Source organism: Flagellimonas marina, from assembly GCF_042651185.1.
Taxonomy (GTDB): domain Bacteria; phylum Bacteroidota; class Bacteroidia; order Flavobacteriales; family Flavobacteriaceae; genus Flagellimonas; species Flagellimonas marina.
This window is the reverse complement of record NZ_JBHSCL010000002.1, coordinates 329769-352662: the sequence shown is the minus strand read 5'-3', so window position 1 is coordinate 352662 and position 22894 is coordinate 329769. Positions and strand designations below refer to the sequence as shown.

23 protein-coding genes and 1 tRNA gene are annotated in these 22894 nt (G+C 41.3%); 12 read left to right on the top strand and 12 right to left on the bottom strand.

All coding sequences use genetic code 11. From position 1 onward, the window contains the following. The first annotated feature begins 1 nt into the window (after window position 1). From ACFOWS_RS01740 to ACFOWS_RS01710, 7 genes are all read left to right on the top strand, one after another. On the top strand, window positions 2-1033 hold the full coding sequence (locus tag ACFOWS_RS01740; RefSeq protein ID WP_379762204.1) for an asparaginase: 1032 nt from the start codon (window positions 2-4) through the stop codon (window positions 1031-1033). Between the two features lie 66 nt (window positions 1034-1099). Continuing rightward, window positions 1100-1187: transfer RNA gene (locus tag ACFOWS_RS01735), tRNA-Ser, on the top strand. Between the two features lie 78 nt (window positions 1188-1265). Continuing rightward, on the top strand, window positions 1266-1991 hold the full coding sequence (locus ACFOWS_RS01730; protein ID WP_366585146.1) for a MotA/TolQ/ExbB proton channel family protein: 726 nt from the start codon (window positions 1266-1268) through the stop codon (window positions 1989-1991). A 27-nt stretch (window positions 1992-2018) separates the two neighbouring features. Beyond that, window positions 2019-2456 carry a hypothetical protein gene (locus ACFOWS_RS01725; RefSeq protein ID WP_366585144.1) on the top strand — a complete coding sequence of 146 codons (438 nt, stop codon included), beginning with the start codon at window positions 2019-2021 and terminating at the stop codon, window positions 2454-2456. Between the two features lie 11 nt (window positions 2457-2467). Beyond that, window positions 2468-3073, top strand: coding sequence for an ExbD/TolR family protein (locus tag ACFOWS_RS01720; protein ID WP_366585142.1), 606 nt, complete (start codon window positions 2468-2470; stop codon window positions 3071-3073). A gap of 14 nt (window positions 3074-3087) precedes the next feature. Continuing rightward, the gene (locus ACFOWS_RS01715; RefSeq protein ID WP_366585140.1) at window positions 3088-3570 is read left to right on the top strand and encodes an ExbD/TolR family protein; all 483 of its coding nucleotides are present in this window, start codon (window positions 3088-3090) and stop codon (window positions 3568-3570) included. A gap of 69 nt (window positions 3571-3639) precedes the next feature. Next, window positions 3640-4347: a porin family protein gene (locus tag ACFOWS_RS01710; protein WP_379762201.1), complete on the top strand. Its 708-nt coding sequence runs from the start codon at window positions 3640-3642 to the stop codon at window positions 4345-4347. On the opposite strand, the gene ACFOWS_RS01705 is transcribed toward ACFOWS_RS01710, so the two are convergent. From ACFOWS_RS01705 to pyrH, 6 genes are all read right to left on the bottom strand, one after another. Next, the gene (locus tag ACFOWS_RS01705; RefSeq protein ID WP_366585136.1) at window positions 4342-4944 is read right to left on the bottom strand and encodes a hypothetical protein; all 603 of its coding nucleotides are present in this window, start codon (window positions 4942-4944) and stop codon (window positions 4342-4344) included. The genes ACFOWS_RS01710 and ACFOWS_RS01705 overlap by 6 nt on opposite strands. Then, window positions 4944-6401: an RNA polymerase factor sigma-54 gene (rpoN, locus tag ACFOWS_RS01700; protein WP_379762199.1), complete on the bottom strand. Its 1458-nt coding sequence runs from the start codon at window positions 6399-6401 to the stop codon at window positions 4944-4946. The genes ACFOWS_RS01705 and rpoN overlap by 1 nt, the downstream gene beginning before the upstream one ends. Before the next feature lie 46 nt (window positions 6402-6447). Beyond that, window positions 6448-7881 carry an asparagine--tRNA ligase gene (gene asnS, locus ACFOWS_RS01695; protein WP_379762323.1) on the bottom strand — a complete coding sequence of 478 codons (1434 nt, stop codon included), beginning with the start codon at window positions 7879-7881 and terminating at the stop codon, window positions 6448-6450. 90 nt (window positions 7882-7971) lie between these two features. After that, window positions 7972-10368, bottom strand: a complete 2397-nt coding sequence (locus ACFOWS_RS01690; RefSeq protein WP_379762197.1) for an efflux RND transporter permease subunit — start codon at window positions 10366-10368, stop codon at window positions 7972-7974. Between the two features lie 75 nt (window positions 10369-10443). Next, window positions 10444-10998, bottom strand: coding sequence for a ribosome recycling factor (frr, locus tag ACFOWS_RS01685; protein ID WP_379762195.1), 555 nt, complete (start codon window positions 10996-10998; stop codon window positions 10444-10446). A gap of 42 nt (window positions 10999-11040) precedes the next feature. Next, a complete protein-coding gene (gene pyrH, locus ACFOWS_RS01680) occupies window positions 11041-11748 on the bottom strand; it encodes a UMP kinase (protein WP_366585128.1) in 708 nt (235 codons plus the stop codon). Between the two features lie 160 nt (window positions 11749-11908). Between pyrH and ACFOWS_RS01675 the strand changes: the two genes are divergently transcribed. The 4 genes from ACFOWS_RS01675 to ACFOWS_RS01660 all read left to right on the top strand — a co-directional run bounded on the left by ACFOWS_RS01675 (window position 11909) and on the right by ACFOWS_RS01660 (window position 14983). Further along, window positions 11909-12463 (top strand): RNA polymerase sigma factor, encoded by a 555-nt coding sequence (locus tag ACFOWS_RS01675; RefSeq protein WP_379762194.1) that lies wholly within the window; start codon window positions 11909-11911, stop codon window positions 12461-12463. Next, on the top strand, window positions 12460-13257 hold the full coding sequence (locus tag ACFOWS_RS01670; RefSeq protein ID WP_379762193.1) for a HEAT repeat domain-containing protein: 798 nt from the start codon (window positions 12460-12462) through the stop codon (window positions 13255-13257). The genes ACFOWS_RS01675 and ACFOWS_RS01670 overlap by 4 nt, the downstream gene beginning before the upstream one ends. 61 nt (window positions 13258-13318) lie before the next feature. Continuing rightward, entirely contained in the window at window positions 13319-14182 is an 864-nt protein-coding gene (locus ACFOWS_RS01665; protein WP_379762192.1) for a hypothetical protein, read from the top strand. After that, window positions 14183-14983 carry a DUF4097 family beta strand repeat-containing protein gene (locus ACFOWS_RS01660; RefSeq protein WP_379762191.1) on the top strand — a complete coding sequence of 267 codons (801 nt, stop codon included), beginning with the start codon at window positions 14183-14185 and terminating at the stop codon, window positions 14981-14983. It begins immediately after the preceding gene. Window positions 14984-15050: 67 nt separating this feature from the next. Here ACFOWS_RS01660 and tsf read toward each other — a convergent pair whose 3' ends face one another. From tsf to rplM, 4 genes are all read right to left on the bottom strand, one after another. Then, window positions 15051-15875 carry a translation elongation factor Ts gene (gene tsf / locus ACFOWS_RS01655; protein WP_366585118.1) on the bottom strand — a complete coding sequence of 275 codons (825 nt, stop codon included), beginning with the start codon at window positions 15873-15875 and terminating at the stop codon, window positions 15051-15053. A gap of 81 nt (window positions 15876-15956) precedes the next feature. Then, window positions 15957-17117 (bottom strand): 30S ribosomal protein S2, encoded by a 1161-nt coding sequence (gene rpsB, locus ACFOWS_RS01650; protein WP_379762190.1) that lies wholly within the window; start codon window positions 17115-17117, stop codon window positions 15957-15959. Between the two features lie 210 nt (window positions 17118-17327). Continuing rightward, window positions 17328-17714 (bottom strand): 30S ribosomal protein S9, encoded by a 387-nt coding sequence (rpsI, locus tag ACFOWS_RS01645; protein ID WP_379762188.1) that lies wholly within the window; start codon window positions 17712-17714, stop codon window positions 17328-17330. Further along, window positions 17714-18169, bottom strand: coding sequence for a 50S ribosomal protein L13 (gene rplM / locus ACFOWS_RS01640; protein ID WP_366585113.1), 456 nt, complete (start codon window positions 18167-18169; stop codon window positions 17714-17716). Before rplM ends, rpsI begins: the two co-directional genes overlap by 1 nt. Window positions 18170-18509: 340 nt before the next feature. On the opposite strand from rplM, the gene ACFOWS_RS01635 reads away from it, so the two are divergent. After that, window positions 18510-21068 (top strand): DUF5916 domain-containing protein, encoded by a 2559-nt coding sequence (locus ACFOWS_RS01635; protein WP_379762187.1) that lies wholly within the window; start codon window positions 18510-18512, stop codon window positions 21066-21068. A gap of 160 nt (window positions 21069-21228) precedes the next feature. Here the strand turns inward: ACFOWS_RS01635 and ACFOWS_RS01630 are convergent, their stop codons facing one another. After that, a complete protein-coding gene (locus ACFOWS_RS01630; protein ID WP_379762186.1) occupies window positions 21229-22326 on the bottom strand; it encodes a pyridoxal phosphate-dependent aminotransferase in 1098 nt (365 codons plus the stop codon). A gap of 123 nt (window positions 22327-22449) precedes the next feature. Next, a complete protein-coding gene (locus tag ACFOWS_RS01625) occupies window positions 22450-22884 on the bottom strand; it encodes a hypothetical protein (RefSeq protein ID WP_379762185.1) in 435 nt (144 codons plus the stop codon). Window positions 22885-22894 lie beyond the last annotated feature (10 nt).

The following is a 22894-nucleotide window of genomic DNA, read 5'->3' as shown; positions in this document are numbered from 1 at the left end:
CATGAAACAAAAAACCAACATACTGCTCATCTATACCGGAGGGACCATTGGAATGGTAAAAGATTATAAGACCGGTGCACTTAAAGCTTTCAATTTTGACGAGTTGGTTAAGAACATCCCAGAATTGAACCAATTGGATTGTGTTCTAAGGGGAGTGTCTTTTAAGGAACCGATTGATTCCTCTAAAATGAATCCGAAATACTGGGCGTTGATTGCTTCCCTAATTGAAGAAAACTACGAGGCGTTTGATGGGTTTGTGGTGCTTCACGGCAGCGACACCATGAGTTATTCTGCATCGGCACTAAGTTTCATGCTGGAAAACCTGGACAAACCGGTCATTTTTACGGGATCGCAATTGCCCATTGGAGATTTGCGCACGGATGCAAAAGAGAATCTGATTACTTCCATTGAAATTGCATCGCTAAAAGAAAAAGGTAAGCCTGTAGTACAGGAAGTGGGACTGTATTTTGAGTATAAGCTCTATCGTGGGAATCGGACCACCAAAATCAATGCAGAACATTTTGAGGCTTTTGCTTCACTCAACCATCCGCCTTTGTTGGAATCGGGAGTGCACCTAAAAGTACATCATGCCAATTTGTTGAGCCGGCCACAGCGAAACAAAAAGCTTCAAGTGCATAAAAAAATGAATGACCGTGTGGCCATCTTAAAGTTGTTCCCGGGATTGAACCAAAATGTACTCAAATCTGTTTTGAACATTCCTGAATTGAAAGCCTTGGTTTTGGAAACGTACGGTGCAGGGAATGCACCAATGGACGAATGGTTTTTACAAGAATTAAAAAATGCCGTAAAAAGTGGTCTGCACATAATTAACGTAACCCAATGCTCTGGAGGGAGTGTTTCCATGGGGCATTATGAGACCAGTGAAAAGCTCAGGGAAATGCAACTTATTAATGGAAAGGACATTACAACCGAAGCTGCAATTGCCAAGGTAATGTACCTTTTGGGAACAGGTGTCTCGGATAAGTTGTTCAAGACAATTTTTGAAACACCACTCCGTGGTGAGATGGTGTAAAATTAACGCCTCAAATTTCTATAACTGATTATTTTTTTGTTTATTGGTCGGCCCAAGAAAGGAATTAGAGAGGTGGCCGAGTGGTCGAAGGCGCACGCCTGGAAAGTGTGTATACACCAAAAGTGTATCGAGGGTTCGAATCCCTTCCTCTCTGCTAGGTATTTTAGTTTTACAATTACAAAAATTTTATATCTTTAACATTATTAACTAACTAAATTTAAGTTTAAGAAAAATGAAAAAAGTAACCTTTACTCTGGCTGCTGCCGGAATGTTTGTTTTGGGAACTACAACTGCATCTGCAGCAATGTTGCAAGAAGAAGCGGCCAGTCCAAGTTTCACCCAAGTATTGAAAGAGCAATTTATCCAAGGAGGTCCTGCCTTTATGGGAATTGTACTTCTTTGTTTGATCTTGGGGTTGGCAGTTGCTATTGAAAGAATAATCTATTTGAATTTGGCGACCACCAATACCGCTAAATTGAAGCAACAGGTTGAAGACGCCTTGGCTTCCGGTGGTGTAGAAGCTGCCAAAGAAGTATGTAGAAACACAAAAGGACCCGTTGCCTCCATCTATTACCAAGGTTTGGATAGAGCAGGTGAAGGATTGGAGTCTGCTGAAAAAGCTGTTGTTGCCTACGGAGGTGTTCAAATGGGACAATTGGAGAAAAACGTTTCTTGGTTGTCTTTGTTCATCGCCATTGCGCCCATGCTTGGGTTCATGGGTACGGTAATCGGTATGATCGCGGCCTTCCAGAAAATTGCTGCTGTAGGTAACTTGAGTGCCTCTTTGATTGCTGGTGATATTCAGGTGGCGTTATTGACTACAGTATTTGGTTTGATTACAGCTATTATCCTACAGATTTTCTATAACTATATCATTGCTAAAATCGATAGTATCGTAAACGACATGGAAGATTCTTCCATTGCCTTGATTGATATGTTGGCAGCCCACAAGAAGTAATTTACGAATCAAAAACTATCGAGAATCATGAATAAGATTATAAAAATAATACTCATTGTCATCGGGTTGGTAGCAGCCGTTCTTTGGTTCTCCTTGCCATCAGCTGATGACCCAGATGCCATCAACAGTGGTGCCATGAACTTTATGTTCATTATCATGTACCTATTGTTGGCGATCGCGGTTGTGACTGCACTGTTTTTTGGACTTTCAAAACTGTTCACCACACCGGGTAGTATAAAGAAGGCCCTTTTTGCCCTTGGTGGATTGGCTATTGTTGTAGCCATTTCATATGGCCTTTCTTCAAATAACATGGCTGTGGTTGAAACAATGTCCCAAAGGGGTATTGAAACTACGGAAGGAACTGTAAAAAACATTGGAATGGGATTGAATGTATTTTTTATCCTTACTGCCGTTGCGGTAGTTCTAATGATTTTTCCAGGCTTGAAAAGAATGTTTGTTAAGTAAAAAGTTGAATTATGCCTAGAAGAAAAGGAGCCCCGGAGGTTAATGCCGGTTCCATGGCAGACATCGCGTTCTTGCTGCTTATCTTTTTCTTGGTTACCACAACCATTGAAACAGATGCAGGATTGGATCGTATGTTACCGCCCATTGAGCCGCCAGAAGAAGACGTTATCATAAAGCAGAAGAACATTTTTACGGTGAACATCAACAAAAATGGACAGTTGCTTGTAGAGGATAACCTGATGAAATTGGAAAATTTGAGAGAAGCTGCAGTTGCGTTTCTTGAAAATAATGCCGATGGGTCATGTACCTATTGCAAAGGAAAGAAAGATCAGGCTTCCTCGGACAACCCTAGTAAGGCCATTATCTCTTTGAAGAATGATAGGGAGACAAAGTATAGCACCTATATTACAGTTCAGAATGAATTGGTGGGGGCCTATAACGATCTTCGTAATCGTGAAGCACAAAGATTGTATGGTCAGGATTTTACCAAAATGGAAGCGGAGTACCTTAATCCTGAAACACCTTCATCCGTTCGGGATGATTTGAAGGATAAAGTGAAGCGTGTTCAAGATATGTTTCCACAAAAGCTTTCAGAAGCAGAAACATCAACTAATTAAAACTATAATTCAGTATGGCCAAGTTTAATAAAAAGAAGGAAGGTGATTTACCTGCGGTATCCACGGCTTCATTGCCCGATATTGTTTTTATGTTGTTGTTCTTCTTTATGACAGTGACCACTATGAAAGATAGTTCGTTGTTGGTTGAAAATACACTTCCCAATGCAAGTGAGATAAAGAAATTGGAGAAGAAAGATCGTGTGATTTATATCTATGTTGGTAAGCCGACCCAAGAATACCAAAAGGTTTTTGGAACGGAACCAAGGATTCAGTTGAACGATAAGTTCGCCAAAGTGGACGAAGTAGGGTCCTATATTTTGGCTGAGCGTGCAAAAAAGCCTCAAGAGCTTCAAAACGTATTGACTACTGCACTTAAGGTTGATAAGAATGCCAATATGGGTCTTATCACTGACATTAAACAGGAATTGAGAAAGGTAAATGCCCTAAAGGTTAATTATACGACCTATGAAGGCAATGCTTTTAACAATCTACAGTAGGCAATAGCTTAGATTTAGTGGGAAACGCTCCAAATACTAATTTGGAGCGTTTTTTGTTTAAAATTTGAAATGGTTCATAAAGTGTCGCGATATTTCATAGTGTTTCTAGTGATGTTGGCTTCGTTGCATCTCAAAGCCCAATCAGATTCGTTGGAATTGGATGACGGGAAATTCTCTAGATATCTCGAAGACCAGTTTTATATTGGCTTTGGATATAACTTGCTGCTGAACAAGCCTACTGATGCGGTTCAGAGAAACTTATCGTACAATCTACAATTGGGCTTTATCAAGGATATTCCCTTGAATGTAAGACGGAACTTTGGCATTGGCATTGGTTTGGGGTATGCGGTAAATTCTTACTACAGCAATGTGGTAGCCGCCCAAAGTGGTGATGAGCTTACGTACGAAGTGTTGAATACCTCCGAGTTCAATAGAAATAAACTGGGAACCCATTCCCTTGAGCTGCCTTTTGAATTCAGGTGGCGTACCTCCACTGCTGAAGAATATAGGTTTTGGCGAATCTATGCCGGAGCCAAATTGGGTTATGTCTTTTCGGGCAGATCGCGCACGGTAATGGAAGATGGTACCATGGCATTCTCCAATCCTGATATCAATGAATTTCAATACGGCCTTATCCTAAGTTTTGGCTATAATACTTGGAACGTGCATGCCTATTATGGTCTTAATCCTTTGTTGGAAAATGGCACCGATCTCCAATCTGGAGAATCGCTCGATTTAAATGTGTTGCGTATTGGCGTTATTTTCTATATCCTATAGCCAATACTTCAAAATAATCAGTTGTGAGCAACAGCCAATCAGGAAACCAATAAACAGCTCCGCTCTATTATGTGCCTTTAAGTAGAGTCTAGAAGTTGTTACCAACCCCGTAAACAGTACAAAGAGACTTATGGCCAGCGTAATATTCACTTCAAAATGTATGCTGAGCCCAACCATGAACATTAAAATGCTTCCCATACCCAAAAGGTGCATGCTGGTCTTAAATTTTAAGAATAAAAGAATAAGTGCGGTTGCGGTAGCCGTTAAAAGCCCTGTAAAAAAGTAAAAAAGTTCATGTACGTAATTATTGGGAATGACCTTATACAGAATCATCAAAAATAAAATACAGCTAATATAAAGGGGGTATTTTCGTTCTTCAATGGTGGGCAAAAATATAGAGTGAATGACGCCTAGATTCTTCAAAATCAAAAAAAAGATAATCGGAATGATGACCGTTAGTATGAAAATGGGGAGAATGTTGCCGCTTTGTATCTCCAATGTACTATATGGCGCCACTATAAAATAGAGAATGGTGCCTCCAATGGGTATAAACAAAGGGTGGAAGAGGTAAGATACAATGTTGAATAGATGGCGCATTAGATTTCCTTTCTTAGCCTTGCCACGGGAATTCCCAATTGTTCCCGATACTTGGCTACGGTTCTCCGAGCTATTGGGTAGCCACGTTCCTTCAGAATTTTGGCCAACTTATCATCCGTTAGAGGTTTTCGCTTTTGCTCATCCTTGATAACGGTTTCCAGTATTTTCTTGATTTCTTTTGTGGATACATCTTCACCTTGCTCATTTTTCATGGCCTCGGAGAAGTAGTCTTTTATAAGTTTAGTGCCATAAGGTGTGTCTACATACTTGCTGTTGGCCACGCGTGAAACTGTGGAGACATCCATATCAATTTCATCCGCTATATCTTTTAAGATCATAGGGCGCAATTTTCGCTCATCACCAGTCATGAAGTATTCCTTCTGATAGTTCATGATGGCACTCATGGTTACAAAGAGTGTCTGCTGACGTTGCTTAATGGCATCAATGAACCATTTGGCCGCGTCCAATTTTTGCTTGATGAAGAGTACGGTGTCCTTTTGCGATTTGGATTTTTCCTTGGCATTCTTATACCCCTGAAGCATGTTGCTGTATTCCTTGGAAACATGCAGCTCTGGAGCATTTCTTCCGTTAAGGGAGAGTTCCAGTTCCCCATCCACAATTTTAATTGAAAAATCGGGAACGATATGCTCAATCATGCGGGTGTTGCCAGAATACGAGCCACCTGGTTTGGGATTCAACCGTTCTATTTCCGTAATAGCTTCTTTAAGCTCGTCTTCGCTAATGTGGTGCTTTTGAATAAGCTTTGAATAATGTTTCTTGGTGAATTGGTCAAAAGACTTCTCCAAAATGGTTATGGCCAGTTCCACAGCAGGTTTTTGTTCCTTTCGCTTTAATTGAATGATGAGGCATTCATCCAGCGACCTTGCACCAACACCTGGCGGGTCCAACTCCTGCACTACCTTCAATACGGACTCAATCTTTTCCTTCTCCACATAAATGTTCTGTGTAAAGGCCAAATCGTCCATGATGTCCGCAATAGGTCGTCGGATGTACCCACTCTCATCCACGCTGCCCACTAAAAATTCGGCAATGGCCCACTCTTCATCATCCAAATACACCGTGTTTAGCTGATTGATCAAATACTGGTTAAAAGAAATCCCTGCAGCATACGGAATGCTCTTTTCGTCATCATCTGGACTGTAATTGCTGGTCTGGGTTCGGTAATCCGGGACTTCGTCATCACTTAGGTAGTCATCAATATTGATGTCTTCCGCAGAAATGGTCTCGTTATCCGCTGAATCATCATAGCTGTCCTCGTAAGGATCATCCATAGTATCGCTCTCCGCCTTTCCACTTTCCAATGCAGGATTTTCTTCCAACTCTTGTTTCAAGCGTTGCTCAAAAGCCTGTGTAGGCAATTGAATGAGCTTCATGAGCTGAATCTGCTGTGGAGACAGTTTTTGGGAGAGCTTAAACTGTAGATGTTGTTTCAGCATACAGATTGATTTACAATCGTCCTTCTTATAAATTTAAGAAATCCAATTAAAACTCCGCATTCTGCGGTGTTCTAGGGTAGGGGATTACGTCCCTAATGTTGCCCATGCCCGTGGCAAATTGGACCATACGTTCAAAGCCAAGTCCAAATCCACTGTGCACAGCCGTTCCAAAACGTCTTAGGTCTAAATACCACCAGAGTTCTTTCTCATCAATGTTCAACGCCTTGATTTTTTGTTGAAGTACATCCAGACGTTCCTCACGTTGGGACCCCCCAACAATTTCTCCAATACCAGGGAAAAGAACATCCATGGCCCGTACCGTTTTTCCGTCCTCGTTCAGGCGCATGTAAAACGCCTTGATGTTGGCTGGGTAATCAAAAAGGATCACAGGGCATTTAAAGTGTTTTTCCACCAAAAAGCGTTCGTGTTCGCTCTGTAGGTCAGCACCCCATTCATCAATAGGGTATTGGAATTTTTTCTTTTTGTTGGGCTTGCTGTTTCGTAAAATATCGATGGCCTCCGTATAGGTAACTCGTTTAAAATTGTTTTCGACCACAAATTTCAACTTCTCCGTCAAGTTCATCTCGGAACGCTCATTTTGAGGTTTGGTTTTTTCCTCATCCAATAAACGTTTTTCTAAAAAGTCAAGATCATCTTTACAGTTGTCCAAAACGTATTGAATGATCCATTTAATGAAGTCTTCCGCCAAGTCCATATTGGCATCCAAATCATAAAAGGCCATTTCAGGTTCAATCATCCAAAATTCGGCCAAGTGTCTTGATGTGTTGGAGTTCTCCGCCCTAAAGGTTGGACCAAAGGTGTATACTTTCCCCAAGCCCATGGCATAGGTCTCGGCCTCCAACTGCCCTGAAACAGTCAGGTTGGTTTCTTTTCCAAAAAAATCCTCGGAATAATCCACATTGCCTTGCTCGTCAAGGGGAGGGTTTTTGGCATCCAAAGTGGTCACCTGAAACATCTCACCAGCCCCTTCGGCATCGGACCCAGTGATGATGGGGGCATGGAAATAATAGAATCCATTTTGCTGAAAATAACTGTGAATGGCAAAAGACAATGCTGAACGAACACGCATTACAGCTGAAAATGTATTTGTCCGTACCCGCAAATGTGCCTTTTCACGCAAAAATTCCAAAGAGTGCTTTTTTGGTTGAATGGGATAGGTTTCTGGATCGGCGGTACCATGAACAAAAATATCGGTTGCCTGAATCTCCACACTTTGTCCCTTACCTTGACTTTCTTCCAGCGTACCAGATATTTTTAGGGCTGCACCTGTGGTTATTTGTTTAAGGATGGTTTCATCCAAATTTTCAAAATCCACCACACATTGAATATTGTGCAGGGTTGAGCCGTCGTTCAAGGCTATAAATCGGTTACTCCTAAATGTTTTTACCCATCCATTTACTACAACAGGTTCTCCTACGGGCTGCTTTTCCAGCAATTCTTTTATGGAATAAGATGTCATTGTCAAGCTATCGTAATTTAATGGGTAAAGATAGGTTTTTGATAAAAAATGAGGGCAATGGATTTGCCATATTTATGGCATTCCCTAGGATTATTTGTCCTTGAGGTTGTCCTCTTCCTGTGGCAAAATATCGATTTGGGGTTCTTTGAGGACCTGTTTGTTCGCAATACTCCGTTCCAAGGATAAGAGCAGTGACGGTAGTAAAATCAAATTGGAAAGCATGGCAAACAGAAGGGTTGCAGATACTAGCCCACCCAGTGCCTTTGTGCCTCCAAAACTGGAGATAATGAATACTGAAAAGCCAAAGAAAAGCACAATGGAGGTATAGAACATACTTACCCCGGTTTCGCGCAGAGCGGCATATACTGAGCGCTTAATATGCCACTTATGGGCGGCCAGTTCCTGCCTATATTTGGCCAGAAAGTGAATGGTGTCGTCCACTGAAATGCCAAAAGCGATACTGAACACCAAAATGGTGGAAGGTTTAATTGGAACGCCCAAATAACCCATTACACCTGCGGTGATGACCAACGGGAGTAAATTGGGTACCAAAGAGATAATCACCATTCGGAATGAGCGAAACAAGTAGGCCATAAAAATGGAAATCAAACCGATGGCCAAAGCAAGGGACAACAAAAGATTTTTGACCAAATATTTGGTCCCCTTTAAAAATAAAAGTGCCTTTCCGGTCATAAAAACCTTAAAACGCTCCGAAGGAAAAAACTTGTTGATGGCCTGTTGTACATCCTCTTCAATTTCCTCCATGCGGTCAATCTTTACATCTCGCATGTAGGTGGTTAAACGGCCTGTTTGTCCAGTACTGTCCACGAAACTTTTTAAAAGGTCTCCATCGCTGGACGATTTTCGAGCCACATCCATGATAAACGTATTCTCTTGTGATGTGGGCAGTTGGTAATATTTTGGAATACCATTGTAAAAGGCCTGCTTCGAGTATTTGATCAAATCCACTACGGATAAGGGTCTGGAAAGTTCGGGAATCTCATTGATAACCGTCCCCAATTGGTCCATCCGTTTTAGGGTAGCGGGTTTAATGACCCCATTTTTACGTTCGGTATCCACAACAATTTCCATGGGCATGATTCCATCAAACTCTTGTTCGAAAAAACGGATGTCCTTAAAAAAGTGAGTGTTTTTGGGAAGGTCTTCAATCCTGCTCCCTGTAATTTTTATTTGATAAATGCCGATGATGCTCAAAACCAAAACCCCAACAGTGACCAGATAGACCGCAATTCTATGGTTTCGGACAATACTTTCCATGCGGTTCACAAAAAAGTCAATCCACTTTTTGTTGAGATGTTTCAAGTGCTTGGTCTTGGGAAGCGGCATGAAACTGTATATGATGGGGATAATCAATAGGGAAAGGATAAAAATGCCCACAATGTTGATGGAGGCGACAATGCCAAATTCTTTGAGCAGGTCGCTATCCAAAATAATGAACGTCGCAAATCCAGAGGCTGTGGTAATATTGGTCATTAAGGTGGCGTTGCCAATTTTAGAAATGACCCGTTGCAGGGACAGTGCTTGGTTTCCGTGTTTTTTGACCTCTTGTTGATATTTATTGATAAGGAATATGCAGTTGGGTATTCCAATTACAATGATCAATGGCGGAATCAATGCGGTTAGAATGGTGACCTCGTATTTTAATAGTCCCAAAAATCCAAAGGCCCACATCACACCAATAATAACAACGCACATGGAAATGAAAGTGGCTCTAAAGCTTCTGAAAAAGAAGAAGAATATCAGAGAAGTAACCAAAAGGGCCGCCAAAATGAAAACTCCAATTTCGTCCACAATGGATTTGGTGTTCCAAGTTCTTATGTATGGCATTCCGGAGACGTGCACATCCAGCTGGGTTTCTTCTTCAAATCCTTTTACCAAATCACCAAGATCATTCAAAATAAACTGGTTCCGAACCTCGGTATTCATAATGTCCTTATCCAAATAAGCAACAGTTTGTATGGTGCCGCTTTTTGGGTTGTAGACTAAATTGTCGTAAAACGGAAGCTCATTGAAAAGGTGGTTGATAAGGGTGTCCACCTCTTTTTGGGTCTTGGGCGAATTTTTGATGAAGGGCTCCATAACAAAAGCCTGTGCTTCATTATCTTTTACCAATACCCGAAGATTGTCCGTGGAAACCACAAAATCAATTTCCGGAAAAGCTTCCAATTGCTTGCTGAGTTTGTTCCAACGGTTGAAGTTTGTAGGGGTGAACAGCGCGGAATCCCGAACGGCTATTACAATGGCATTGCCTTCTTCCCCAAAAACCTTGGTAAAAGCATTGTATTCTACGGTAGCAGGATGGTCATCTGGAAGAATATTGGCCTCGGTATTGGAAAACTGCATGTTTTTCCATTGTAGGGCCAAAAAAACGGTGAACCCGACAATGGCAATGAGAATGAGAATTCTATTGCGAAGAATAATACGTGAGACCTTAGGCCAAAATCCTTTAGTGAGCTTTGCTACCATTTGGGTTTTGTTGGGCGCAAAGGTAGAAAATGATAAGCTGTGTTCCTAGGAAACAGTAGAATCAATATTGGGGTTTTATACCTTCATGATTTCAGCTTCCTTGTTGGCCAAAATAGTATCTATTTTTTTGCTGTAGGAATCGGTAAGTTCTTGAACATCCACCTCGGCATTGCTCAACAAATCTTCGGATATATCCAAGGCTTTAAGTTCTTTGTTGGCATCCTGTCTGGCACTTCTCACACTTACTTTGGCATCTTCTGCTTCTGCTTTGGCCTGTTTAACCAATTGTACACGTCGTTCCTCTGTCAGTGGTGGGACGTTGATGATTACCATTTCTCCGTTGTTCATGGGGTTAAAGCCCAAATTGGCGTTCATAATGGCCGTTTCAATTTCGCCCAAAAGATTTTTTTCCCATGGTTGCACGGAAATGGTCCTCGCATCTGGGGTGTTGATGTTGGATACTTGGGAGAGTGGGGTTTGGGAGCCATAGTATTCCACCATTACCGTGGAGAGCATCATTGGACTTGCTTTACCTGCACGAATTTTAACCAACGCTTTTTCCAAGTGGGTAATGCTCGCATCCATGCTTTCTTTGGTAGTGTCCAAAATAAATTTAACCTCTTCGTCCATAATTTTTAAAATTTATAATCCAAAATCAAAGTATATGCCAACTTAAATGTTGACAACGGTTCCAATATTTTCACCGGAAACTATTTTCATAAGATTGCCCCGCGTGTTCATATCAAAAACAACAATGGGCAGCTCATTTTCCTGACTTAGTGTGAATGCTGTGGTATCCATGACCTTAAGCCCTTTAGAAAGTACTTCCTTGAAAGAAAGTGAATCAAACTTGGTTGCACTTTTGTCTTTCTCTGGATCAGAGGTATAAATGCCATCAACACGGGTGCCTTTTAGGATAACATCGGCATTGATTTCAATGGCCCGCAATACCGCAGCGGAATCTGTTGTGAAATAGGGGTTACCGGTACCACCTCCAAAAATAACGACTCTTCCTTTTTCCAAGTGGCGAACAGCTCTTCTTCGGATGAAAGGTTCGGCCACTTCATTGATTTTTATGGCGGATTGCAATCGCGTCTCAACCCCTTGGTGCTCCAAGGCACTTTGGAGCGCTAAACCATTGATTACGGTGGCCAACATGCCCATGTGATCTCCCTGAACCCGATCCATTCCTTGGCTGGTTCCCGCAAGACCCCTAAAAATATTTCCACCGCCAATAACAATGGCAACCTCAATACCCTTATCCACTACGGATTTGATGTCTTCGGCATATTCCGCCAACCGTTTGGCATCAATACCGTACTGCTTTTCGCCCATGAGGGCTTCGCCACTAAGTTTTAACAGAATTCTTTTGTATTGCATTGAGGGTGTCTTGAAGTTCGGACAAAAATAATCAAAAATATTTATGGGAAACCATTGAAAAAAGAAGGGGACTTAGAAGGCTTAGCGCAAAAAATCCCTACATTCTGTAACCTTTTTAAAAAACTAAAGTATATCCTCCAGTAGACCAAAGACCACGGAATTGCAAAACCTGACCGACAACACTTTAATGATGCAAGTGAAAAATGGAGACTTGAACAAGTTGGGCTTGCTCTATGAGCGGCACAAGAAAAGGCTTTTCGGATTTTTCTACAATTTGGGAAACAACCCGTCAGTAAGTGAGGACTTGGTACAAAACGTTTTTGTGCGCATCCTTAAATATCGGAAATCCTATACAGGGGAAGGGTCTTTTGCGGCTTGGATGTTCCGGATGGCCCGAAATGTGAATTACGATTACCATAAAAGAGTGAAGAAGCAAAGGGTGTCCCCAGGAATTTCTCCAGAAGACGCCAATATAGGTTCAGAAGATGGCCTTAATGAAGCTTTAGAACAACAAGGAAATGCTTTTTTAGTGAAAAAGGCCCTCAATCTTTTACCTGCTGATAAGAGGGAAATATTGTTGTTGAGTAAATATCGGGAATTGAAGTTCTATGAAATAGGAGAGATACTGGGTTGTACAGAGGGAGCGGCCAAGGTGAGGGTGCACAGGGCCCTAAAGGATTTAAAAACTATTTTTTTACAACTGGAAACAAGATGATGGACCAAGAAAAGTTTGAAATACAGGCGATGGATTTTATGAGCGGAACAATGTCGTCTAAGGATACCAAGGACTTTGAAAAGTTTCTCGCCGAGAATCCAGAATATGACGAGAAATACAAAGCCTTGCTGGCGTCATGGGAATTGATGGAAAATCTTGATACTCCGGAAATTTCTCCGCAAATGGATGAAGCTTTCTTTTCTATGCTTTCCGATGAGATGGAAAGGAACAAGAAGAAAGAAACCAAAAAGCCATTTTGGGATGGGATTTTCACGGTGTTCAGGCCGCAACTGGCCTATGGGATTCTTCTGTTGGCCATTGGGTTGGGTGTTGGGTATTATTTGAGCTCACCTCAACAACCCAAACCTATTGAAACCACAGTTTCCAACAATGAAACTGAAGAAGTACGTCAAAAATTGGTGTTGACTTTACTTGAGCAGCCTTCCGCCAATCAGCGACTGCAAGGGGTAAGTGAGGCCAACAAATTTGAGAATGCTGATGAAATTGTGATCAAGGCTCTTTTACAAACTTTGAACAATGATTCCAATGTAAATGTGCGTTTGGCTGCCATTGAATCTTTGACGAGTTATGTGGACAATCCCATGGTACGACAAGGGTTGGTGCGGTCCATTCCAAGCCAAGAGTCGCCTATTTTGCAGATAACCTTGGCTAATCTTATGGTGGCCCTGCAGGAAAAATCATCTATTGAGCCCTTCAAAAAATTGCTGAAGGAAAAGCAGTTGGACACCACCGTGAAGAAGCGTATTGAGAGTAGTATAGAATCAATCATATAGTTTATTTATCAATCTACCCTAAAGGGTAAAATCAAATTACGAACAGTTAAATTTTAGAAAGATGAAACAGTTAGTTGTCATGTTGTGTCTCTGCCTATGGGTATGGACGCCAAGTGTAAAAGCACAGCAAAAAGAGTTTAAGGAGACCATTACAAAGGAACTTCCATTTAGTAACAGTAGTAATAATACGGTGGTGGTGAAGAATGTATTTGGGTCTGTAAATGTTGAGGGATACCAAGGGAGCAAGGTCATTTTGGAAGTGGAGCGAAAAATCATGGCGCGCAATTCGGAAGATTTGGAGCTGGGAAAGAAGGAGTTGCAACTCAAAATCATTCAGGAGGATAATCGCATCATTTTTCATCCGGATGCACCCTATATCAATTTTGATGCCGACAGGCTTCGGTATAATTGGTGTAATGATAATGGTGATATACCGTACGATCATAATTTAAATTTTACCATAAAGGTTCCCAATACGGTACAGGTCAATGTAAGCACAGTCAATAATGGAGTCATTGATGTAAAAAACATCCGGAGCAAGTTCATTATTGCGGACAACATCAACGGTGGAATCAGTTTGAACAATATTGCAGGGAAAACAAAGGTGAGTTGTATCAACGGTAAGGTGGACATTTCGTATGCGGAAAACCCTACGGAGGAATCCATGTATCATTCCCTAAACGGAGATATCACCATAGCCTATCAGAAATCACTTTCAGCCAATATTTCTTTTAAGACTATGAACGGGGAAATGTACACCGATTTTGATGTAAGCAAACAGTTTGTAAAAACAAGCAAAAATACTGGTGATAACAACAAACCCAAGTATAAGTTTGAAGCCAATCCGGTTGTGCAAATTGGAAGTGGGCAAGTGGACTTTGATATAGAAACCTTGAATGGGAATGTATTCATTAAAAAAATATAAATGATGAGAGCAATAGTTATAGTAATGCTACTTCTTGTGACAAATGCAGTAGTAGGGCAACAAAAGGAAATAGATTTATTTACGGTGCCTTTGAGCAATCCTAGCAAAGCGGGCAAATTGGAACTAGATCAAATCAGTGGTTCCATTTCGGTGGAAGGTTATGAAGGTAAGGAAGTGATTGTAAAAGTTTCGGTGATGGATGGTAATAATTCCTCTTCAACCAAAAATGGAATGAAACGCATTGGTGGATCAGGATTGAACATAAGTGCTGAGGAGAGCAACAATGTGGTGGAAATAGACAATGAAGTATGGAACCGAAAAACCGATTTTGAAATAAAAGTGCCCTATAACTTTTCGTTAAAGTTGAGTACTGTGAACAACGGGGACATTGACGTAAGTGGAGTAAAGGGTGATTTGGAAATCAGTAATGTTAATGGAAGCATTACGCTTGAAAATGTGGAAGGAGCAGTTTCAGCAGATACCACCAATGGAGTTGTTAAGGTTGATTTTAAAGCCATAGACAATTCGGCGAATATGGTATTCAGTAGCTTTAATGGGAATGTAGAGGTTACTTTTCCAAAATCGTTAAAGGCCAACGTAAAGGCAAAATCAGATATGGGTGATGTGTATACTGATTTTGATATGGCTCTAACAGAAAGCAGGCCGGAAGTAGATAAAAAGCAAGGCTCTGGAAGTTATAAAGTTACCTTGGAACAATGGGTGAGGGGAAAGATCAATGGTGGTGGCCCTGAATTGCTGTTCAAGACGTTCAATGGCGATATCTTGATAAAAGCGAAATAACAGAAAGTCCAAAAACAAAAAAAAGCACCTTAAACAGGTGCTTTTTTTATGTGTAATATTTAAATACTTATCCCAAAGCTACTCTAGAAAAACCGGTAACGGTCAAATCTCCGTTTACGGATTTCACGTATTGGGCTACACTCTGCTTACTATCTTTGATAAAATCTTGGTTCACCAAGGTGTTGTCTTTAAAGAAACGCTTCAATTTACCTTTGGCAATGTTGTCCAACATTTCCTCTGGCTTTCCTTCTTGACGCAATTGATCTTTGGCAATCTCAATTTCTTTGTCGATAACAGATTGGTCAACACCTTCTTCGTTAAGGGCAACCGGGTTCATGGCAGCAGCTTGCATGGCAACATCTTTTGCGGCTTCAGCGGCACCATCAACGTTTGCAGACAACCCAACTAAAGTTGCAATTTTGTTACCTGCGTGGATGTAAGATCCAACAAAGGGAGCACTCAATTTCTCAAAACTGCCAATTTCGATTTTCTCTCCGATAACACCAGTTTGTTCTGTCAACTTATCGGAAACAGTCATGCCGTTGAAAGAGGCCGCAAGGAAATCATCCTTACTATCAAAGCCCAAAGCTAGGTCTGCCAGTTCTGTGGCTAATTTCACAAAGCTTTCGTTTTTGGCAACAAAGTCGGTTTCACAGTTTAATGAGATGATCACACCTTGAGTGTTGTCATCATTTACCTTTGCGATAGCGGCACCTTCAGAAGAATCTCTGTCAGCTCTGTTCGCTGCAACTTTTTGACCTTTCTTTCTTAGAATTTCAATTGCTTTATCAAAATCACCATCAGCCTCAACCAAAGCTTTTTTACAATCCATCATTCCAGCTCCGGTGGTCTGTCTTAATTTATTTACCTCAGCGGCGGTAATCTTTGCCATTTTTTATGCTTTTAAAAATTATTGTAAAGTAAAACACTATTAAAGTGTTTTGGTTTAGGACAATGTTAAATCAAGGTTGAATTATTCAACTCCCCCTTTTACACTGTCTTGCCATTCTTTTAATTCATCCCATTTTCCTTCTGCAGCCATTTTAGCTTGTTTTGGCCAAGAAGTAGGGTCCAAGTGGGCCAAGTTTGAGCTGGCCTCGGTCAAAATTTCCTTGATTTTCTCAGGGTCAGCTTTGGCCAATTCTGCGTAAGTAGCAATTCCGCTGTTTACAATGGCTTCAGCAGCTTTAGGTCCAATACCTTCAACTTTGGTCAAGTCGTCTGCTTTGGCTGCTTCTTTCTTTTTAGCGGGCTCGGCAGCTTTCTCTTCTTTCTTTTCTACAACCTTCTCCTCTTTTTTGGCAGCAGGCTTTTCCTCTTTCTTAGCTGCAGGCTTAGCTTTCTTTGGTGCTTTTTTCTCAACTACATCGTCATCATCGTCATCAGAAACAACAGTTTTTGCAACTACTTCTTCCTCTTCCTCCTTATCGTCTTGTTTATCATTTTTGCGTTCGGCCAAACCTTCGGCAACTGCTTTGGTCACTTCTTCCAAAATCGCTTCAATGGATTTTCCGGCATCGTCATTGGCGGGAATCACAAAATCGATAGGTCTTGGGTCAGAATTGGTATCGACCATGGCAAAAATTGGTATGTTCAATTTTTGAGCCTCTTTCACAGCAATGTGCTCACGCATGGTGTCCACAATAAAGATGGCACCGGGCAAACGGGTCATGTCGGCGATAGAACCCAAGTTTTTGTCCAATTTTGCACGTAGACGGTCTACTTGCAATCTTTCCTTTTTGGAAAGGGTGTTGAACGTACCATCTTTTTTCATACGGTCAATGGCAGCCATTTTCTTAACAGCTTTACGGATAGTGACAAAGTTGGTCAACATACCACCAGGCCATCTTTCGGTGATGTACGGCATGTTTACTTTGGATACTTTGTCTGCAACAATGTCCTTGGCTTGTTTTTTTGTGGCTACAAAAAGGATTTTACGTCCAGAGGCAGCAATTTTTTTAAGGGCCTCGTTGGCTTCCTCCAATTTTGCTACTGTTTTGTAAAGGTTGATAACGTGGATACCATTGCGCTCCATGTAGATGTAGGGCGCCATGTTGGGGTTCCACTTTCGTGTTAGGTGTCCAAAATGCACACCTGCTTCCAGTAAGTCTTTTACTTCAATTTTACTTGCCATTTCTTGTACTTAGTTTACGTTCCGTTGTAGTAGCAATGGAATGGTGGTCACTTACGTTCGCCCAGCCCATTTAGATGCTAAACTAAATTCCAAAAAGTCGAATTGTTTTTTCCTTTTTGGAACAACGACAACTTGGTTAAAAATTTAACCCTGAAACAATTTTCAGGGTTTTCAATGAACTTATATAGTGGTGCCAAAGGCACCGAAATATTAACGTTTGGAGAACTGGAATTTCTTACGGGCTTTCTTCTGTCCGAATTTCTTTCTTTCCACCATTCTTGGATCTCTTGTCAATAGACCTTCTGGCTTAAGAATTCCTCTGTTCTCGGTATCGATTTCGCACATTGCCCTGGACAATGCCAATCGAATAGCTTCTGCCTGACCTGTGATTCCGCCTCCGTAAACATTTACTTTTACGTCGTAAGCATCTTCGGTATCGGTCAAGGTGAAAGCTTGCTTTACTTTGTATTGTAGTGTACCTGTGGTAAAGTACTCGTTCAAGTCTCTTTTGTTGATGGTGATGTTTCCTTTTCCTTCAGAAACATAAACCCGTGCCACGGCAGTTTTTCTTCTACCTATCTTATGAACCACTTCCATTATTTGTAGTCGTTTAAGTTGATTGCTTTTGGTTTTTGGGCTTCTTGACCATGTTCGGCACCGGCATATACTTTTAAATTTCTAAAAAGGTCTGCTCCCAATTTGTTCTTGGGCAACATTCCTTTTACAGAATTTTCAATGATACGCTCTGGGTGTTTGGCCAAAACCTCTTTGGCAGTAGCAGAACGCTGACCGCCTGGATAACCTGTATAGCGAATATATTCTTTGTCATCCCACTTATTGCCGGATAGATTTATTTTTTCGGCATTGATGATTACCACATTATCACCACAATCTACATGGGGAGTGTAATTGGTCTTGTATTTTCCCCTAAGCAACTTGGCTACTTTTGACGCCAATCTTCCCAAGGTCTGTCCTTCAGCATCAACCAATAACCATTGCTTGTCAACGGTAGCTTTATTGGCGGAAATAGTCTTATAACTTAATGTGTCCACTTCTCTAAAAATATTGATTTTAATAACCTATCCCGATAAACGGGCTGCAAATGTACAATTATTAGATTGAATTACAAACGGTTGATTGGGAATATTTTTTCTCTTTTTTTATTTACGGTTTCATGGGTTCAAATTCAGGCTTCATCCTGTAGTTGAAATGTTAAAAAAAACCTAAATGGATTTGGTCATGTAACAGTTCCAATTTTTACGGGTCTATCAGTTACATCAATCAATCAACAACAAATCAGTGAAGCAATTCTGCCTTTTTCTCACCTGCTCTTTTTATGCCTTAATCAATCACGCCCAAGATTCCACCAACGTAGTTCCAAAAAAAATATACATGACCCAATCCTTGCGTTCCGAAATTGCTCCTGAAATAGATGGGCTGTTGAATGACACCGCCTGGGATTTAGTGGAATGGGGCGACAATTTCATAGAGCAACGACCTGATGAGAACACCCCACCTGGGCAGCAGTCAGCCTTTAAAATACTGTACGATCAAAAATCATTGTACGTAGGGATACGCTGTTTTGACACCGAACCAGACAAAATTGAAAAGCGCTTGTCCAGACGAGACGGTTTTGAAGGGGATTGGATAGGTATTTTTATCGATAGTTACCACGATAAGCGCACCTCTTTCGGTTTCATTGTAACAGCTGCTGGGGTAAAGGGCGATGTTCTTGGTTCCAATAATGGCAACAATGAGGATGATAGCTGGAACCCTATTTGGTATGTGAAAACCCATACTGATGAAGAAGGGTGGACCGCCGAAATGCGTATTCCGCTCAGCCAGATTAAGTTTGGACAGGCTGAGAATCAGGTGTGGGGATTGCAGATCATGCGCCGGTATTTTAGGAATGAAGAGCGTTCGGTATGGCAACGCCTTCCACGAGACGCAGCAGGATGGACCAGTGAGTTTGGAGAGTTGCACGGTCTCAAGAATATTCAGCCGCAGCGCCAATTGGAAATACAGCCCTACACCGTGGCCAAGACGGAGACTTACGAACCTGAAGAAGGCAACCCTTTTCAAGATGGAAGCGAAGATGACATCACAGTAGGGTTGGATGCCAAAATAGGTATTACCAATGATCTTACGTTGGATTTGACGGTTAACCCGGATTTTGGTCAAGTGGATGCCGACCCCTCTGCTATTGCTCTAGATGGATTCCAGATTTTCTTTCAAGAGCGACGCCCCTTTTTTGTGGAGAACAAGAACATTTTCGATTTTAATGTGTCGCAGTCTGAGGCTGGGAACACTTTCGGGTCGGATAATATTTTTTATTCTAGACGAATTGGAAGAAGTCCACAAGGCTATCCTGATACTGATGATGGTGAGTTTGTGGATCAACCGGACAATACACCCATCATTGGAGCAGCCAAATTCAGTGGGAAGACCAAAAATGGCTGGGCCATAGGTGTGTTGGAAAGTGTTACCGCTCAACGAACGGCCACCATTGTCTCCGATAACGGGGGGCCTAGAAAGGAAATGGTGGAACCGTTGACCAATTATTTTGTGGGTAGGCTCCAGAAGGATTTCAATGACCGTAATTCCTATATCGGTGGAATTTTTACCGCTACCAACAGAGAGCAACTACCTGAAGAATTGAATTTTCTCCACAAATCAGCTTTTACGGGAGGCTTGGATTTTAAACACCAATGGAACAACAGGGACTGGTATTTTGGAGGTAATGTCACCTTCAGTCATGTAACAGGAGGCGTTGAGGCCATCAAAAATACCCAAGAGTCCATTACGCACTTGTTCCAGCGGGTCGATGCCGATTACATACAGTTGGATTCAACCCGAACCAATTTAACGGGGACCGCCGGGAATCTTCAAATAGGAAAACTCGGTAAAGGTAATTTTAGATTTGAAAGCGGAGGCACTTGGCGCTCCCCCGAGCTCGAACTCAACGATATTGGATTTCAACGACAATCTGATGATATACGCCATTACACTTGGATTGGATATCGAACCCTAAAACCGGATAAGACCTTCAGACAATTCGGCATTAATTACAATCATTGGACGGCCTGGGATTTTGGGGGCAATCATAATTACATGCAATTCAATACTAATAGTTGGCAAAACTGGAAAGGCAACTGGTTCACGAACATTGGATTGAACTATGCTCCCATTGAGTATTCCAATTTTGCGCTTCGCGGTGGACCTAGATTACGACTATCACCTTGGGTAAGTTTTTGGAACAATATTGAAACCGATAACCGTAAGAAAGTCCAATTTGCTTTTTTTCATAATGGCAGAAAAGCTTTGGACAACTCCTACAAATCCTATTATATGGAAGGTGGAATCAACTACCAACCCATCAACGCGCTGAGAATTTCTGCGTTTCCCTCACTGCGAATCAATCATGATAAACTTCAGTTCATAGATAATTTGGATGCTGTCAATGGTTCGCCACGATATCTTAATGGGGAGATTGACCAGCGGACTTTGAGCATGTCGGTTCGCTTAAACTATACTATAAATCCTAACTTAACCATTCAATATTGGGGGCAACCTTTTATTTCCCGCGGACGATATTCCAACTTTAAGCATGTCACCAATCCAACCGAAAAAGTATTTGAAGATAGGTTCATGGGTTACGACTCCAATCAGGTTGAACTGGCTGATGGGGTATATTCCGTGGATGAGGATATGGACGGCGTTGAAGACTTTAATTTTGATGACCCCGATTTTTCTTTTGTGCAGTTTCGTTCCAATTTGGTAATTCGGTGGGAGTATATTCCAGGTTCGGAAATATTTTTAGTGTGGTCTCAAGATGTATCCCGGGATGGTGACCCTAGTAATGGACTTTTACCCAGTTTGGGCGATAATATTTTTGGTCAAAAGCCACAGAATATCTTTTTGTTGAAAGCAACCTACAGGTTTGTATTGTAAAGTTACCTTGTCAATTCGAGTGGTTTTTGGAGTGGAACAAAAAACTGTATCAAGAATTTAAACTGGGAAAAAAAGAAAGCAGTTCTTGATACTTTTCCTATTGGAAAACTCGAACTGACATTCATTTTACACGGATGTTGAACTAAATTCAGCATGACGGTCACACACCCATTATTTTCCGCAACGCGTTAACCAAAGCCTCATTGGCTTCTTTATTACCAATGGTGATGCGCACCTTTCCCGGGGCGCCAAATTGTGAAACTGGTCTGACCATAATGCCTTCATCCATCATCTTGTCCGTGAACTCCATTTCGGGCAAGGGTGGGTCAATGATAAAAAAATTGGCTTGGCTTGGCCAGTATTTTATTCCCAGTTCATCAAATGCTTTGGCGATAAACGTTCTGCCTTCTCTTACCGTTTTCACGGTTTCAGTTATGAATTCCGTATCGTTCAACGCTCCAATGGCCGCTTCGATTGAGGTTAAGGGCAACAAAAATGGTTTTTGGATCAAGCGAACATAGTTGGCAATAGTGGCTGTGGTGTACCCATACCCAATACGTTGCCCTGCGAGACCGTAGGTTTTGGAAAAACTGTTGAGTCCAATGACATTGTGGCCTTCCAAAACATAGGGCAATGCAGTGACGTAATCCTCAGCATCGGCAAAATGGCGATACACCTCATCAAATACGATAACAATGTTTTTAGGGATTCGATTAAAAAAATCATCCAATACCGCTTTGGGAATATAAGTTCCCGTTGGGTTGTTCGGACTGGTCAAAAAGATGATTTTTGTCCGTTCTGTAATGGCATTTAAAATACCTTCCACATCTAAATCATAGTTGGGAGCCAATAACGGGACGTCAATTTGTTTAGCACCATACCAACGGGAAAAAACGGAATAGGGCAGGAAGCAAGGATTGGAAAAAATAACTTCATCACCCTCATTGAGAAAAGCCCGCAGGATTATATCTATCACCTCCGAACCGCTATTGCCACCTAAAAATTGATCAGCAGCCAGTTGACCCTCAAAATCTTGGGCCAGTGCTTCACGCAAACGAATATCGGTCTGGTCTGGGTAAACATCTATTTTGTCCAAGACAGCTTTCATGGCAGCGATGGCCTTGGGCGATGCGCCCAAAGGATTCTCGTTGGAAGAAAGCTTATAGATTCTTTTAAGGGAAGCCGGTATGTTTTTGCCACCCTTATAAACTTCTTTGGGTACCAAATGGGGTTTGAAGATGGATTGGATTGTTTTCATTATCACTAATCTTAAAAGGAAAAGCTTATGATTTCGTTATGGGCTTTTGAAAATAAATACTTATGAGGAACTGACCTTTTGAATGTCAAATAATCAAAATATTTTGGTAAACACCTTTATTTTTTAATTAGAAATTGAGTCGAGCAAAGTTTGTTCCTTATAAAATTCTGTTTGTTTTTTTATCGAATCTTTCAATTCATTATTGTTCAAGATTAAAGAGTCAATCGATAATTTCAGAAGTGGAACCTCTTGTTTTAGCGAATCAACTTTGTTATTAAGATTATTATTCTCTTCGCTCAACCAATAGTTGGATATCCCAAAAGCAAGAGTTAGAGCGGTTGATAAAACAATGCCAAATACAGAAATGCGATTTCCAGTAGAAAGATTTTTCCACCAATCAGTAATGTAAGTGACTAAGAAATATCTTTTTCTAACCAAAGTCCAGCCCTCTTTCAGATGTGTTTGCAATTCACGAGGTGTTACAGTCTTAGATTCATACCCCATCATCATCATCCATCCTTCGGATTTTTTTGAACGTTTTAATTCGTATTTAATCATTTTGGGGTCA